Origin of the sequence: Shewanella sp. 2_MG-2023 (assembly GCF_030548905.1) — a bacterium.
GTDB lineage: Bacteria > Pseudomonadota > Gammaproteobacteria > Enterobacterales > Shewanellaceae > Shewanella > Shewanella electrodiphila.
The window spans coordinates 142,560-157,556 of the sequence record NZ_JAUOSO010000012.1 but is presented as its reverse complement, the minus strand read 5'-3'; the positions used below and the strand labels follow the sequence as shown (position 1 = coordinate 157,556).

15 protein-coding genes and 1 tRNA gene are annotated in these 14,997 nt (G+C 38.2%); 11 read left to right on the top strand and 5 right to left on the bottom strand.

From position 1 onward, the window contains the following. Positions 1-187 precede the first annotated feature (187 nt). The 6 genes from Q4600_RS13495 (at position 188) to Q4600_RS13470 (ending at position 4,619) form a co-directional block, all read left to right on the top strand. Entirely contained in the window at positions 188-820 is a 633-nt protein-coding gene (locus Q4600_RS13495; protein WP_303516899.1) for a YchE family NAAT transporter, read from the top strand. Positions 821-1,018: 198 nt separating this feature from the next. Next, a tRNA-Ser gene (locus Q4600_RS13490) sits at positions 1,019-1,106 on the top strand. Positions 1,107-1,701: 595 nt separating this feature from the next. Further along, positions 1,702-2,079 carry a DoxX-like family protein gene (locus Q4600_RS13485; protein ID WP_303516897.1) on the top strand — a complete coding sequence of 126 codons (378 nt, stop codon included), beginning with the start codon at positions 1,702-1,704 and terminating at the stop codon, positions 2,077-2,079. A 134-nt stretch (positions 2,080-2,213) separates the two neighbouring features. Next, positions 2,214-2,669, top strand: coding sequence for an N-acetyltransferase (locus Q4600_RS13480; RefSeq protein WP_102527513.1), 456 nt, complete (start codon positions 2,214-2,216; stop codon positions 2,667-2,669). 407 nt (positions 2,670-3,076) lie between these two features. Beyond that, the gene (locus Q4600_RS13475) at positions 3,077-4,069 is read left to right on the top strand and encodes a hypothetical protein (RefSeq protein ID WP_133146626.1); all 993 of its coding nucleotides are present in this window, start codon (positions 3,077-3,079) and stop codon (positions 4,067-4,069) included. A 67-nt stretch (positions 4,070-4,136) separates the two neighbouring features. Further along, complete coding sequence (locus tag Q4600_RS13470; protein ID WP_303516895.1) at positions 4,137-4,619, top strand: DUF2000 domain-containing protein; 483 nt, start codon at positions 4,137-4,139, stop codon at positions 4,617-4,619. A 247-nt stretch (positions 4,620-4,866) separates the two neighbouring features. Here Q4600_RS13470 and Q4600_RS13465 read toward each other — a convergent pair whose 3' ends face one another. Together Q4600_RS13465 and yegS are read right to left on the bottom strand one after the other, a co-directional pair. Further along, complete coding sequence (locus Q4600_RS13465) at positions 4,867-5,511, bottom strand: hypothetical protein (RefSeq protein WP_303516893.1); 645 nt, start codon at positions 5,509-5,511, stop codon at positions 4,867-4,869. A gap of 42 nt (positions 5,512-5,553) precedes the next feature. Continuing rightward, complete coding sequence (gene yegS, locus Q4600_RS13460) at positions 5,554-6,456, bottom strand: lipid kinase YegS (RefSeq protein ID WP_303516891.1); 903 nt, start codon at positions 6,454-6,456, stop codon at positions 5,554-5,556. A 384-nt stretch (positions 6,457-6,840) separates the two neighbouring features. Here yegS and Q4600_RS13455 point away from each other — a divergent pair, with 384 nt between their 5' ends. Next, positions 6,841-8,616 (top strand): DUF885 domain-containing protein, encoded by a 1,776-nt coding sequence (locus Q4600_RS13455; RefSeq protein WP_303516890.1) that lies wholly within the window; start codon positions 6,841-6,843, stop codon positions 8,614-8,616. Positions 8,617-8,742: 126 nt separating this feature from the next. On the opposite strand, the gene arsB is transcribed toward Q4600_RS13455, so the two are convergent. Then, the gene (gene arsB / locus Q4600_RS13450; protein ID WP_303516888.1) at positions 8,743-9,780 is read right to left on the bottom strand and encodes an ACR3 family arsenite efflux transporter; all 1,038 of its coding nucleotides are present in this window, start codon (positions 9,778-9,780) and stop codon (positions 8,743-8,745) included. 158 nt (positions 9,781-9,938) lie between these two features. After that, positions 9,939-10,280 (bottom strand): helix-turn-helix transcriptional regulator, encoded by a 342-nt coding sequence (locus Q4600_RS13445; RefSeq protein ID WP_102527507.1) that lies wholly within the window; start codon positions 10,278-10,280, stop codon positions 9,939-9,941. A 369-nt stretch (positions 10,281-10,649) separates the two neighbouring features. Here Q4600_RS13445 and Q4600_RS13440 point away from each other — a divergent pair, with 369 nt between their 5' ends. From Q4600_RS13440 to Q4600_RS13425, 4 genes are all read left to right on the top strand, one after another. Then, positions 10,650-11,321, top strand: a complete 672-nt coding sequence (locus Q4600_RS13440) for a response regulator transcription factor (RefSeq protein ID WP_102527506.1) — start codon at positions 10,650-10,652, stop codon at positions 11,319-11,321. A gap of 680 nt (positions 11,322-12,001) precedes the next feature. Then, a complete protein-coding gene (locus Q4600_RS13435; RefSeq protein ID WP_102527505.1) occupies positions 12,002-13,132 on the top strand; it encodes a M14-type cytosolic carboxypeptidase in 1,131 nt (376 codons plus the stop codon). Positions 13,133-13,139: 7 nt separating this feature from the next. Further along, complete coding sequence (locus Q4600_RS13430) at positions 13,140-13,457, top strand: zinc ribbon domain-containing protein (protein ID WP_102527504.1); 318 nt, start codon at positions 13,140-13,142, stop codon at positions 13,455-13,457. Further along, positions 13,454-13,735: a YeaC family protein gene (locus Q4600_RS13425; protein ID WP_102527503.1), complete on the top strand. Its 282-nt coding sequence runs from the start codon at positions 13,454-13,456 to the stop codon at positions 13,733-13,735. Before Q4600_RS13430 ends, Q4600_RS13425 begins: the two co-directional genes overlap by 4 nt. 93 nt (positions 13,736-13,828) lie before the next feature. On the opposite strand, the gene ansA is transcribed toward Q4600_RS13425, so the two are convergent. After that, positions 13,829-14,851 carry an asparaginase gene (ansA, locus tag Q4600_RS13420; RefSeq protein ID WP_303516884.1) on the bottom strand — a complete coding sequence of 341 codons (1,023 nt, stop codon included), beginning with the start codon at positions 14,849-14,851 and terminating at the stop codon, positions 13,829-13,831. Positions 14,852-14,997 lie beyond the last annotated feature (146 nt).

Below are 14,997 nucleotides of genomic sequence, written 5' to 3'. Positions count from 1 at the left end.
AAATGTGATTCAAGGCATACTTTTTCATAAGTAAATCTAATTCGAAAAAGCGAATATATTCATAGATTAAATTTTTTATTAACTGGCTCAAAGTTTTAAAAAATCTCATTTGATAAAAAGCAAATAATCAGTAAAGTTGCGCGATTATTTTTTGGGCCACAAAACCATATAATTTGAGGATTTGCTTGTGGATTTCATGCTTTACGTTAAGTTTTTCTTAGGACTGGTTGCCATCATTAACCCGGTGGGGTTATTGCCGGTTTTTGTAAGCTTGACCAGTCACCAAACAGAGGTCGAACGGAACCATACAGGCAAAGTGGCTAACTTTGCGGTTGTCGTGATTTTATTGGTGACGATATTTATCGGTCAGCATATTTTAAATATGTTCAGTATTTCACTGTCAGCGTTCAGAATCGCTGGTGGTAGCTTGATCGCAATCATTGCAATGTCGATGCTGCAAGGTAAATTAAGCCCAGTAAAGCGAAATCAAGAAGAAGATCGTGAAGCGTCAGGGATGGAGTCAGTGGCAGTAGTGCCATTAGCATTGCCATTAATGGCAGGCCCAGGAGCCATTAGTTCGGTGATTGTATTTGCATCTGATAATAATAAGATGGTCGATTTAATCGGTATGTCGATAACGGTGGCGGTCTTTGGCTTCATGAGCTTTGGTTTATTTAGACTTGCACCTGTGATTTTTAAAATATTAGGTACCACAGGTATTAACGTCATTACCCGTCTGATGGGTCTACTGATGTTATCCATAGGCATTGAGGTTGTAGCAGCGGGCTTAAAAGGCTTGTTCCCAACCTTGATGGCGTAAACAGCGTTAATCACCTCAGTTTGAAACCATTTTGAGCAGCAAATGCGCAATAGAATGGGAATAGGGGATTTTCTCTTGACCCACTATGCGCATTTGCGTAAAGTACCGTCCGTTCACGAACATCTTGATATCAATATCTAAATTGACTAATCAGTATTTGGCGTTTGTGAGAATTGCTACAAGATAAAAATTTGAAATGGTGACGTGTCCGAGTGGCTGAAGGAGCACGCCTGGAAAGTGTGTAAGGGGCAACCCTTCGAGAGTTCGAATCTCTCCGTCACCGCCAAATTTTCTCTCAAAATATTTTTTGTTTATCTGTTCCTATCTATTTGTTTCTATCTATCTGTTTTTAATTATCAGTTTCTATTGTCTATCTCTTAATGTATTTGTCATAAGTCTGTTTTCTAAAAATGATTTGCTTAATGACTATGATTACTTCTTGTACTTTACCCTAGTTAACATTCCTATTTGCTCAGCCCAGCTGTCAGCGAAAATATTGCCAGAAATCTAAATACTGTTATCGTTTCTTTAGCATAGATTTTGAACCTTCAAACAGTTTTATTCTCTTACTACAAACTTGGCCACTTTGATTCTTGGTATGTTATCTTAAAATTTCATTTTCACTTTGTGTTAAATTATAACCTATTGATACTTTGTGTTTTTTAGAATAGTTACGCTTGTATAACGAGAAGTGCTAATTCTTGGTTAACTAAATTATTGGCTTCCCCAAAAGGGATAATTGATTCTGAGGCGATATGCTGATAGCGTATTGAAATTAATGAAGAATATACCTATTAGTAATCATTTTGCACGAGAGATGATTGAATATGTTTATCTGAAATCTCACTAATAGACTGTTATAAATACAAGGAAGTAAGTCGTTGTCATCTATTCAAATAGCCCGCTATATAGTCAGCTTTAGTTGGCTTTATCATGGAATATTCCCAAAGTTAATCCATATTGCTCCGCTCGAACAATTAATGACAGCAAGCATTGGTTTTTCTGACGAAGTGTCTTATCACATTACAAAATCTGCTGGTATTATCGAAGTGATATTCGGCATTATTTTATTTGTTTTTTACCGCTCTAAGTTGATTGTTTTACTTAACATTTTTGCACTTATTGGTTTATTGCTATTTGTCGCAGTTATACAGCCTCAGTTATTAATAGAGGCTTTCAACCCTATAACAACCAATATTCCCATTATCGGTTTAAGTCTTGTTTTATTAAATAATTTAAAGCAATCTAGTCAGAGCTAAGTATATATATAACAAGAAGAATAATCGAAAAAATTGGTTTGGCTGTTTCACTTACTTTAAGATTTTAGCCAACTATATATTTGCCGCTTATTGCGATATTAGAGAGTAATGAAAATGTTTGATTTAGGCATATTATGATTAGAAAACTTAATAATTCGGATGAAAAAGTAGCAAACCAGATTTTTACTGTTTTTCAACGATCATATCAAGTTGAAGCTCATCTTATAGGCACTCTTGATTTTCCGCCTCTATTCCGAAGTATTAACAATATAGAAAATTCAAAAACACAGTTTTATGGGTTTATTAAAAATGAATGCGTAGCTGGAGTTATAGAGATTGTAATGGAAGACCAGCACTTAGATATTAATAGTTTAACTGTTGACCCCAATTACTTTAGGAAAGGTATTGGTGGTAAATTGGTAAGCTTTGTTCTAGAAAAAATTGAGTTTTCAGAAGCTGTTGTAGAAACTGCTGTAGTAAATATACCAGCAATTAATTTATATAAGAAACATGGCTTTATCGAATTTAAAAGGTGGACGCCAGCCCACGGTATTAGAAAAGTAGCACTGTCAGTGAAGTCTGTTATCTAAAAACAGCGTAAAAAATGGATAACAAGGGTCGTCTAACTCTGGGATAAGCAAGAGTCTGGCGAAAGCGAGAAGCAAAATTGTTAGAGGCCATCTATTGATTTTGCCATTTCATAATAGTATTACCACTGAAGGGCGTGCGTGGCAGAACAATGGAATACATAAATATCAAGTATTAAAATTGCATCAATTTATTGAAAATGAAAGACCAGAATTTACAAGTAGTTTATTTCAAAGCTTGTTCATGCTTCAACAAGGTTGGCTAAATGTCTCAAAATGAGCCTCAACAAGGAAATGTTATGTCAAATTTACCAGATGAAAGTCAGAAACGATACTTAGAGGCTCTTATTAAATTAAAAACTAGGCAGTAACGGATCCTATTGGAGCTCTTAAGTGCAGCCCATACAAGTTTGCTAGATGATAGAAAAACAAAAATAGGAAAAATCAGGGTGATGACGATGCGTTTATGGACTTACAAACGGCCTTTTCAATATAACGGTGATGACTATGAAGTGAAGTACTCATTTACACTTACTTCTTATACATCTGAACTATTTTGCAATGGGAATCTAATAGACCAATGTTCAGATTCATTCAACGGAGCTGTCAAAGTAGTTGTGCATAAGTTTCAATCGACCAGTCAAGCAGGCAACGAAACAAAACCCGTGCACGTATCAGTTGGCTACTTTAATTGGTTTAGTGTCGGTATCGAGGTTAGGAAAGGTACTGATTTAATTTATCAAAGTCATCCAGGTAAAGATATTCACTTTGCCACTAAAACACTCGAAAAACTGAGTGTTTCTGATCAAACACCAGAGGCAACTGAAAAAAGAATGCTTCAAAGTGAAAAATGGCGGAGAAACAAACCCTCTATTGTCGCGGATATAGGCATAGGTGCTGTATTTTTCTTAGTAGCGAAAGTTACTGGCGATTTAGTCATGGCTGCATTTACGGGTGTATTTTTAGGGTTAGCACTTGTTATTATTCAACGCTTTGTAAAAGCCGATTTACTTGGTGGATTTGCAGTGTTCGGAACAATAATGCTCTTCGTATCAGCGATATTCTCGTTTGCATTTCAAAGTGAGTTTTTAGTTCAACTCAAAGGCACATTCATGGGAATACTCAGTGCATCAGCGTTAATAATCGATGGCGTGTTTAATAAAGGTGGTTACTTTGGAACTCGTTTTGAGCGCTATTTAAACTCACCTATTCAACATAGATTCTTTGTCATAGGTTTAGCATTTATTGGTTTATGTATGGCTGGGTTAAATTATTGTGTAGCAAGTCAATTAACTGAAGAACAGTGGCTCACATATGACACCTTTGTGGAAACACCTATTTATTTTATGATGTTTTTCATACTCATGTGGCGAGCAGGTAAAAAAGTAAACTTGGTGCATTAAATCAATAATCAGTTCTTATATAGCCTTGATCTTTAAGTGATATATCACTGCGGAGTTGGGATTTATAATGATGCGATATATCACTTGTGTTCACCTATCAATTAACAAGGAAATGTTATGGTCAAATTTACCAGATGAAAGTCAGAAACGATTCATAGCGGTTTTGAGTAAAAAGATGGAACTTGGCAGGTCGCTGAATGTTTTAGGTCACTTGAGTGTTGGTCTTGCAAGTCAGCTAGATGATAGTGAAACTCAGTATATTGATTACCATGACATGGATGGGAATTTGCACCCGAACTTATCTCATTATCCTTTTATTGTGTTAAAAGCGGATAACTCCAATAAACTTCGTAAAGTGCGCGAGGAAGCCATAAGTCGAGATATTAAGTTTACAGACTTTACCAGTTCGATGATTGAAGGTGGCTCTTTAGCACAACAGCAAAGGACCAATGAAACTAAAGAAGCAGACTTAGAATATCTCGGTGTGTGCTTATTTGGTGATACTGAAATTTTACGGGAATTCACCAAAAAGTTTAGTTTGTATAGGTAAACGTCAAAATACGTAACCTGCACCTTTAAGAGCGACTAAGCGGGCATTTGTTATATACTCTGTACCGCTTTATTCTTGCTTTCTATACATTTAATAACGAAAACCTGCTGATTATCACTCTTTCAAGGCTGCAAATCAATTGGGTATCTTTTTTGATATTATACAGTTTAATAGTGCGGCCTTAGCATTTGACGAAGAGCGCACTTCTCAACTTAAAATAAGTTCACTTCACTTCACTCAATGATGACTAACTCTTAGACCTACTCAACAATACTATCCCTAGCCAAGAAAACCATATGATTTGGCTTAAACCAAAAATCTCTGTCAGTACATCTGCAGGGTAGATGGTGAAAATACCCACAATGCCTACAAAAAGGCCAAAGTAATTGAGGATTTTAGGTAATTCGTTACCTTTTAAAGCGGCAACACTCAGCAATAATACCCACAGACCGCCAACAACCTCGTTTCCCCCGCCTAAGCCTTCGACGACAGCATAGATAGCTCGCCAGACTGTCATTGCTTGCTCAGGGTCTTTTGTTGCCAAGCCCAATGCCGTAGCTAACCCTATATTGGCAATCATTCCACTGGCTATGACCAAACCCACCCAAATGATCCCAAAGACCGAAGCAATTTGTGATAGCAATGGAGTGTTTATTGATAATCGGTGATGCATAGCCATTACCAATATAGCTAGCAAGACACCGAATAATACATACATGATGAGATTTACAATAGACAGGGCAACTTGGTTTTCAGCAAGAAAAGCAAACTGTTGAGCGGGGTTAGCATCTATGGGATAAGCCCAGAATGCGCCAAAAAAAATGAAAGCTGATACGTAAATGCTTGCCTCCATAAGCGCTGCAATTCCACCAGCTTTTTGCAATTGATTCATGATATAAACTCCTTGTTAACTGAATATTGCGACAGGAACCGGCTAAATCAGCGGACTGTTCTTAGGCAGTACAAATTTAATTGCATTAGGTTTGACTTCAAAACGGACTTGTTCGCAGTGATAAGGTTCGCCATCGAGATTCAGAGGTAAGGCCAATGGGAAATCAATTTCTAACCATTTAGATTGAAAGTGAAAGCAAAATTCACCATTGGTATTCGAAGTCTTTATTTCTTCAATTACTTGGGGTAAATCTATTGGGGTAAAACCTTTAAGCAAAGTAACATCCATCAAACCATCATTTATTTTTGCCGTCGGTGCTAGCACCTGACCACCACCTGCCTGGCGACCATTACACATGGCACCTACGACTATATTACCTTCAAATCGACCTTTTTCAGTAGTAATGGAACCTTCATAAGGTTTAAACCCGATCGCTTTAGCTAAACCTGTAAGGGTATATGCGCCGCCACCAAGGAAATCTTTTAGCTCAACAGGGGTTTCAGCGGTGACTTGGGCGCCAAAGCCCGCAGCGGCAATATTGATAAAGTGACGATCATTAGCACTGATCAGATCGATAGGAAAACTGTCGCCTGTTATTGAAAAGTTAAGTGCTTCAGTGATAGTGGTGGGGATTTGACATGCGGTTGCAAAATCATTGGCCGTGCCAAGTGGTAAAGCAGCAATTTCCGGTAATGAATAATCACTCTGTAAGTGCATTAACGCGGTAACAGCTTCATTTAGTGAGCCATCACCGCCACCAATGATAATTCTATCAGCACCTGCAATGATTGATTCTTTTATTAGGCGCTGCATATCCGCGCCTTCCCATGTGACTTTAACGGCAAGGTCATAACCTTTATCTCTTAATGCATAAACCGCTGTACGGATCTCTGGGATACCCGCTTTTTTACCATTCCAAATCATACTGTAACGTAGCGTTGTCATTTCAAATCCTTTTTGCGGTGAGCCTGATGACATAGTGTGCCATGGGTAATTAATCTATTAGCTCAAAGTGACTGAATAAGTTGTCACAAAAGGTGTCAAAAGACTAAATTGAGCTGAAATGAATTGAAGTTCATGATTTACTTATGCCACAAAAAGATTAACAACTAAATGTTCAACCGCTTAAAAAAGTGAAATAAATAACAATAAAAATAGATCAAGGTTTCGTATTAAGGTTCCGTACTAAGGTTTGTGATTAAAGCTTCTAATTCAAGCTTCTAATTCAAGCTTCTAATCCAAGTTTCTAATTCAAGTATCTAAGTACAGCTAGCACCTTTTTATAAATTCATGATTAAGATGATCTCAAGGGATAAAGGAATACAGACAATGAAAAAAGCCACCATTTCAGTCGCTATCGCACTAGGGCTTGCTGCACTAATGGGTTGTAATAGTGCATCGACAACAAGTGATACCACAACGGCAGCTGAACAAGTTCAAGCGCCGAGTTTTAGCCAGTTCTCTGATGGATTTATTGATGACTTATGGCAGTGGTCTCCCACATGGGCGCTATACAGTGGTAAACATGTAAACGATGGCTACTTAGACATTCCAAACGAAGCATCACGAGCTAAGACATTAGTGTTTGTTGAAACCCAGCAAGCTAAATTACTGGCATTTGATAAAACCGCATTAACGACCAATGAATTGATCGATTACGAATTAATTTCAAATTTACTTGGCAGTATTAAGTGGCAACAAGAGCGCTTTAAATCTTGGCAGTGGAATCCATCACAATACAATGTGGCAGGTGGTTTTGCGCAAATCATTAATGAAGACTTTGCGCACCTAGATGTAAGACTTAAATCTGTGGTTGAGCGTTTAGAGAATGTGCCTGCCTATTACGCAGCTGCGCAAGCTAATATTATTGACCCAACGATTGAGCATACACAACTGGCGATTATGCAAAACAAAGGCGCCTTTTCTGTATTATCAGACAAGCTTAAACAGCAAGTCAGCGGATCTGGTTTATCTGATGCGGACAAAGCGTTATTTAACCAACGTTTTGCTAAAGCAACGGATGCGATTAATCAACATATTGAATGGTTGACGCAGCTAGAAGCCAAGCTTGAAAAAGAGGGCTCACGTAGCTTTAGAATCGGTGAAGAGTTATATGAAGAAAAGTTCGCTTTTGATATTCAAGCGGGCATGTCAGGTAAAGCATTATTTGAAAAGGCGACGGCTGATAAGTCCCGCGTTCAAGCGGAAATGGCTAAAATTACTCATGATTTATGGTCTAAATACATTGATACGCCAAAACCACAAGATGACAATGCTGCGATTAAGCAACTGATTGATGTTTTGTCAGTTAAGCATGTTAAGCGTGAAGATTTTGTTGATGAAGTGCGCGCGCAAATTCCTGAATTAGTTAAATTCGTCAATGAAAAACAACTGATGACGTTAGATCCATCTAAGCCATTAGTCGTGCGTGAAACTCCTGAATACATGCGTGGTTTTGCAGGAGCGTCTATCAGCGCACCTGGCCCTTATGAGAAGTCTGCTAATACTTATTACAATGTGACACCGTTAGATGGCATGAGTGATGAGTCTGCTGAAAGTTATTTACGTGAATATAATCACTGGATTTTACAAGTTCTGAATATCCATGAAGCTATTCCAGGACATTACACCCAATTAGTCTATTCAAACGAATCACCAAGCTTGGTTAAAAGCTTATTTGGTAATGGTGCCATGGTTGAAGGATGGGCTGTATACACTGAGCGCATGATGCTTGAAGAAGGCTACGGTGATTTTGAACCTGAACTTTGGCTGATGTACTACAAATGGAATTTGCGCGTTATTGCCAATACTATTTTAGATTACAGTATCCAAGTGAATGGCATGACCGAAGAGCAAGCACTCGATCTTATGATGAATGAGGCATTTCAGCAGCGTGCAGAGGCAGAAGGTAAATGGCGCCGTGCTACATTTAGCCAAGTTCAGTTAACCAGTTATTACTCTGGTTATCGTGAAATCTATGATTTACGTGAAGAGTTAAAAGCTGCCCAGGGTGATGACTTTGATTTGAAAGCTTTCCATGAGCAGTTCTTAAGTTATGGTAGTGCGCCAGTTAAGTACATTAAGCAGCTAATGATGACGAAATAATTTACTGTCTGACTGTATTAATAGAGCAAATAAAAAGCCGGCTATGATCATTGATTATGAATAGCCGGCTTTTTGTTTTGATAAGTTTGATTAACTGGCTTGTTGCAGCTTTTGCTCAGATTTAGCTTACATGCGTAAGGCAATGTTCACTAAAGCAATAAGCACTGGGACTTCGATTAATGGCCCAATGACGCCGGCAAACGCCTGGTCTGAATGGATACCAAAGACTGCAATTGACACAGCGATCGCAAGTTCAAAGTTGTTTCCTGTGGCTGTGAATGCGATAGACGCATTTTTATCGTAAGGGATCCCCATCTTCTCGCCAATAAAGAAGCTGATAAAGAACATCAGTACAAAGTAAATTGCCAATGGCAGAGCAATACGCAATACATCCATGGGTAATTCAAGGATCATGTCGCCTTTTAAACTGAACATCAGCACGATGGTTGCGAGTAGGGCAACTAACGTTATAGGGGAGATTTTTGGAATAAATACTGTGTTGTACCAATCTTCTCCTTTTCTGGCGACTAAGATTTTACGAGTTAAAAACCCTGCTAAAAATGGAATGCCTAAATAAATCATCACGCTTTGGGCAATATCGGCCATTGAGATATCGACCACAAAGCCCTCGTATCCGAATATCGGTGGCAGTACGGTGATAAATAACCAAGCCATGACACTATAAGTTAAAATTTGGAACACACTGTTAATTGCCACTAATGCAGCGCCCAATTCCTTATTACCGCCACCTATATCATTCCACACTAAAACCATGGCAATACAGCGGGCAATACCAATTAAAATAATACCCACCATGTAACCTGGGTGATCGCTTAAAAACGTTAAGGCGAGGGCAAACATTAAAATTGGCCCGACAACCCAGTTCATAATGAGCGATAGCGTTATGGCTTGCTTATCTTTAGTCACTTTTCCTAATAACTTGTAGTCCACTTTTGCTAACGGTGGATACATCATCAGTATTAAACCAATGGCCAGTGGAATATTGGTTGAGCCAATACTCAGTGATTCGGTAATTTGTTCAACTTGTGGAAACAACGCACCAATAGACACACCTATGGCCATGGCAACAAAAATCCAAAGTGTTAAGTAGCGGTCAAGAAAACTCATTTTCTTAGCCCCGAGTGTTTGTATGTCAGTGTTCATCATAAATTCCAGTTATAAAAATCGGTTTCAAGCTTGGCATAACAGCTCATCGCTTGTGTGGTTTACCATTTTAGTTCGTAAGCTTTAAGTGCTTAATCGTAAATCGTCGAATAGCGATTAAGTTGAGCGCAAAATAAACTAAAAAACTGCCATTCATATTAGCTATAAATGTCTTTGAAACTTGTTTGAAATGTAACCAGCTCACTACGAACAATGCGATAGCATATTTTAGGCGGTTTGGGCTCAGCACTAATAAAGCCAGCCGCTTTTAAAATTCTGATGTGCTCTGAAACCGTTGATTGGGCAAGTCCTACTTCTGAAACTAAATCACTGCTTAAACAGCCACCCAGCTCATCAAGAGTAAATAATATCTTGAGAATTCGGATACGGGCAGGGTGCGATAAAGCTTTTGCTTTAGCTGCAAAAGCGATTTCATTAGCAATATCTTGCTCTGTGGTTTTAAAAGCAAGTTGGTTGATTTGATCACAAGTTTTATTCACTGCAACATCCAATTTGGGGCTAGTTCATAAAGAGTGTATACGCATCGATCATTAACCTATTTTTCTAGGGCAGTTCACGTTACACATTACATATCATTCAAAATTTACATTATAGCTATTGAAGCTATAAAAGATTAAGCAATAGTTAATCGTCGATTAACGATGTAAGTATATTCCTCAGTTTACTACTCTTCAACTAATGATGACGAATATGTGATCGACCCCTACACACCTTGTTTATTAATTTAGGTAAGACAATGAACTATCTATAAATGTTATTAAGATCTCATCTTTACACAATTACTGTAGCAATAACTCAACTAGAGTGGTAATCTTAATGGTAATTGTTATCATTTAGATTAAAGCGTTATGAAAAAAATATTACTGATTGACCAGCAACTTACTCATAGTTTGGCACTTTGTCAGGACATGGAGTCTTTAGGCTATAGCATAGAAATAGTTGATAATGCTTTTAATGCACTGGTTGAGATAGAACGTAACGACTTTGAAGTAATTTTATTAGACTATTTTGTGCCTAAAATGGATTCATTTTGGTTATTAATGGCTAAACATTGCCAAACCCCTGTCATTGTTTTAGCGAATAACAATGATGACGTTGAGCGTATGCAGGCATATGAGCTAGGCGCAGATGACTATATTGCAGCACCTTACAATGTAAAAGAGTTATTGCTGCGAGTTAATGTACTTCGCCGTAGAAGTGACAAAGTAATCCATCAGTCTGATTTTGATGATGTGTTGTTTGATGATGTCAGTAATACCGTCACCTTGAACACACAGCATCTGAAACTAACTCAAACAGAATATCGTTTGTTTAAATATTTGTTCCAGCGCAAAGGTGAAGTTGTTACTAAAGCAGAGCTACAAATGAGGGTATTACATAAAGAACTGGGTGAGTTTGACCGAAATCTTGATATGCACATCAGCAATACTCGACGTAAAATGGCCAAAAAATGTTTACCTCGTGAGCTTATCAACACTGTTCGTGGTAAAGGCTATTGCTTTAGTTCAAGCCTAATTTAAGTTTTTGGCACTTATCCCCATGATATTTCAAGCTGCAAAAACAACCTTTAGAGATCAACAGTCCCTAGGCATAAAATTGAAGTAAAGTTATTCTACATCGATATTTTATAACAACGCAGATTGGTGCTATTTGACTTGGCCTATGGGGCGCAAGCTCGAAAACCATTGCTTCGAAAACCTTTGCTTCGAAAACCATTGCTACGTTGTAATATTTAAAAAGTGAATCACAATTACCTCAACTTACGCCTTGCATTGTTATCCGAGCTTGTGCCTGACAAAGCATCTTGAGGTAACATGGGTATATATATTCACTAATGTTGTTGTAATTGATTAAAGATTCTAGAATTAACAAACATTGAATTAATGCCAAGCATGTCAGACATACTTGGCATTTTTATATCTGACTTTTTATTTTTTTACTTCCAATAACTCACTTCCATTAATTAACTTCAAGTAATTCACTTTCAGTAACTGATTTTCTACTGATTTTTATAACAGATCTTAATAGAATAAACCTGAATATTGAGCTGGAACAAAGACGGTTTGGCAAAGGAATACTCTGTTAAGGGGTTTAATTGTGCAGATGTTTATCAGTTGTTCTAGATTTGATTTTATTGAGTAACTGCATTTGATAAGATGCATTGATAAAAATCGATAATAACCTTACATAAGGAAGTCCTATGCGTATTAGCGCGAATTTTGATGGTGGCAACATTGAGACTATCAATTTAGACAAGCACGATGACATTCAACTGGCGATTAGACCTGATGAAGGTGGCGAGTTTTATCAGTGGTTTAACTTCCGTATGGAAGGTGAAATTGGTCAAACATATTCATTGAACATTATGAATGCTGGTACTGCATCTTACCCTAAAGGTTGGGAAGATTATCAAGCAGTGGCGAGTTACGACCGTCAACACTGGTTCCGTTTACCAACGGCCTACCAAGATGGCAAGCTAACCATTCAAGTTGATTTAGATTGTGAAGCCATTCAGATTGCTTACTTTGCACCATACAGCTACGAGCGCCACTTAGACTTGATAAGCTCTGTGCAATTACACCCATCAGTTAGCTTAGAAAACCTTGGCTTAACCCTTGATGGTCGCGATATGAGCTTACTTAAAATTGGCGATAACGATCCTGCTAAGAAAAACATCTGGATTACTGCAAGACAGCATCCTGGTGAAACCATGGCTGAATGGTTAATTGAAGGTCTATTAAACCAATTACTTGACAGTGATTGCCCAACAGCAAAACTTTTATTAGACAAAGCTAACTTCTACATTGTGCCAAACATGAATCCTGATGGAAGCGTGAGAGGGCATCTACGTACTAATGCTGTGGGAACTAACCTAAACCGTGAATGGCAGTCGCCAAGTTTAGAAAGAAGCCCTGAAGTGTTTTATGTAACGAATAAAATGAAAGAAACGGGCGTTGACTTATTTTACGATGTGCACGGTGACGAGGGTCTACCTTATGTGTTTGTTGCTGGCTGTGAAGGCGCACCAAACTACACTGAACATATGGCTAAGTTACAAGAGCAGTTCCTTGCAGCATTAGGCATGGCAAGTGCTGATTTTCAAACTAAATACGGTTATGACAAAGATGAGCCTGGAAAAGCAAACTTAACTGTTGGCTCTAACTGGGTAGGGAACACATTTAAATGTCTAGCAAATACGTTAGAAATGCCATTTAAAGACAACGACAATCTGCCTGATCCTGTAGTGGGTTGGTCTCCAGCTCGTTGTGAGTACCTTGGTGAAGCATCGCTAGTGGCAATGCTTGCCGTTGTTGATAATTTAACAGAGTAGTCAAGTTATGGCGTTAATTGAATGTCCTTCATGTCAAAAACGTATTTCTAGTAAAGCGAAACAATGTCAGTTTTGTCATTCGAGTACCGATGGCGATAATGAATCAGTTCGTGTTATTAGTCACATCCAAAAATCTAATCAGTTAATGACCCATAGTTTTGTGTTTTTAACTTTATTTATTGCTGGTGTGGTGATTTGGTTTTGGGGTGGTGAAACCGCAACCGGAATGCAGTCGTATATAGCTGTAGGTTGTTTTGTATTTGGTTTTGTGGGCTACACCATAACCCGTGCAAGAATTGTATTACACAAACGGAAAAGCGTATGAACGATATCAATAAAGTCATCGATGACATGCCTGAAGAAGTTTATCATCGACTCCGCTCAGCGGCTGAAACGGGTAAGTGGGAAGACGGCACCGTTTTATCTGATGAGCAGAAAGAATCAACGTTACAAGTTGTCATGTTATATCAAGCACGTAAATTATCTCAGACTGATCACTTTACGATTGGTGCTGGTGGCAAGATTAACGAGCTATCTAAATCTCAACTTAAAAAAGAATTCCGCGGCGAGTCCATAGCTGAATTCAAAGAGTCTGACATTTAGTGTGAAGTAATTACATTGCAAACAAAAAAAGCCACATTATTTAATGTGGCTTTTTAATGCAAATAAAACAGTAGTTTAATTTAAATGTAAAATCTACTCAGTTAACTCACCTAGTAAGTTTTTCGTCATGGCTGATTTTATTTCACTTGATGTCAAATCTTTTGATAGTAAATAATGTAATTTTGCCAGTGCTGCCTCAATGGTCATATCTGATCCACTTATTACACCCGCTTGCTCAAGGGCATTGCCCGTAGCATAACCGCCCATGTTCACTTTTCCTTGGAAACACTGGGTTAAGTTGACGATAACAATGCCACGTTCATCTGCTTGCTTTAGCGTATCTAACAATGCTTTGTCTTGCGGTGCATTGCCAACACCAAAGGTTAATAATATTAATGCTTTAACGGGTTGCATTAAAATATTGGCAAAAATCTCAGTGGAAATACCTGGATAAAGCGTAATAACGCCAACTGGTTGCGGGCTAATGTTTATCACTTCAAGAGGCATCAGTGGCGCTTCGTTTGTTGGCTCGGTAATTTGGCCAGCACGGAGGTTTATTTTTATGCCAGCCTCAAGTAGCAACGGAAAGTTAGGTGATGCAAATGCATCAAAGCCGTCAGCATGGGCTTTGGTTGAACGATTACCTCTGAAGAGTTTGTTATTAAAGAATAAACAAACTTCAGCGACAGGATAGTTTGCTGCTATATATAACGAGTTTAGTAGGTTTGTTTGACCGTCTGAGCGAAGCTGTGCCAACGGGATCTGCGATCCTGTCACAATAACCGGTTTTGATAAGCCCTGTAGCATGAAAGATAAAGCAGAGGCGGTATACGCCATAGTGTCAGTACCATGCAAAATAACAAAACCATCATACTTGTCGTAATTCGCTTTGATGTCATTGGCAATCAATTGCCAATCAGTTGGCGCCATGTTTGATGAATCAATTAGCGGCGAGTATTCATTAATGACAAAGCTTGGCATTTCTTCATGATAAAACTCTGGCATAGATTTAACACAATCGGTTAAAAAACCAGCCACAGGTGCAAAGCCATTGTCTGTTTTGCGCATACCTATGGTACCGCCTGTGTAGGCGACGTATATAGAACGTTTTGTCATTGAAGTTGATTCTCAGCACTGGAAATTATCAGATCTGCAAATTATACGTCTTAGATTGATTAAAACCCAATAAAAATGCCCGCAAAGCGGGCATTTTTGAATAATATTCAATTTAATTGTTTTCTGTTAGCAATTAAATTGAGCTT

Excerpts from the sequence above, each read along its gene's own strand:
- Q4600_RS13480 (WP_102527513.1), top strand. The coding sequence starts at position 2,214 with ATGATTAGAAAACTTAATAATTCGGATGAAAAAGTAGCAAACCAGATT.
- Q4600_RS13470 (WP_303516895.1), top strand. The coding sequence starts at position 4,137 with ATGATGCGATATATCACTTGTGTTCACCTATCAATTAACAAGGAAATG.
- Q4600_RS13465 (WP_303516893.1), bottom strand. The coding sequence starts at position 5,511 with ATGAATCAATTGCAAAAAGCTGGTGGAATTGCAGCGCTTATGGAGGCA.
- yegS (WP_303516891.1), bottom strand. The coding sequence starts at position 6,456 with ATGACAACGCTACGTTACAGTATGATTTGGAATGGTAAAAAAGCGGGT.
- Q4600_RS13455 (WP_303516890.1), top strand. The coding sequence starts at position 6,841 with ATGAAAAAAGCCACCATTTCAGTCGCTATCGCACTAGGGCTTGCTGCA.
- arsB (WP_303516888.1), bottom strand. The coding sequence starts at position 9,780 with ATGAACACTGACATACAAACACTCGGGGCTAAGAAAATGAGTTTTCTT.
- Q4600_RS13440 (WP_102527506.1), top strand. The coding sequence starts at position 10,650 with ATGAAAAAAATATTACTGATTGACCAGCAACTTACTCATAGTTTGGCA.
- Q4600_RS13435 (WP_102527505.1), top strand. The coding sequence starts at position 12,002 with ATGCGTATTAGCGCGAATTTTGATGGTGGCAACATTGAGACTATCAAT.
- Q4600_RS13430 (WP_102527504.1), top strand. The coding sequence starts at position 13,140 with ATGGCGTTAATTGAATGTCCTTCATGTCAAAAACGTATTTCTAGTAAA.
- Q4600_RS13425 (WP_102527503.1), top strand. The coding sequence starts at position 13,454 with ATGAACGATATCAATAAAGTCATCGATGACATGCCTGAAGAAGTTTAT.
- ansA (WP_303516884.1), bottom strand. The coding sequence starts at position 14,851 with ATGACAAAACGTTCTATATACGTCGCCTACACAGGCGGTACCATAGGT.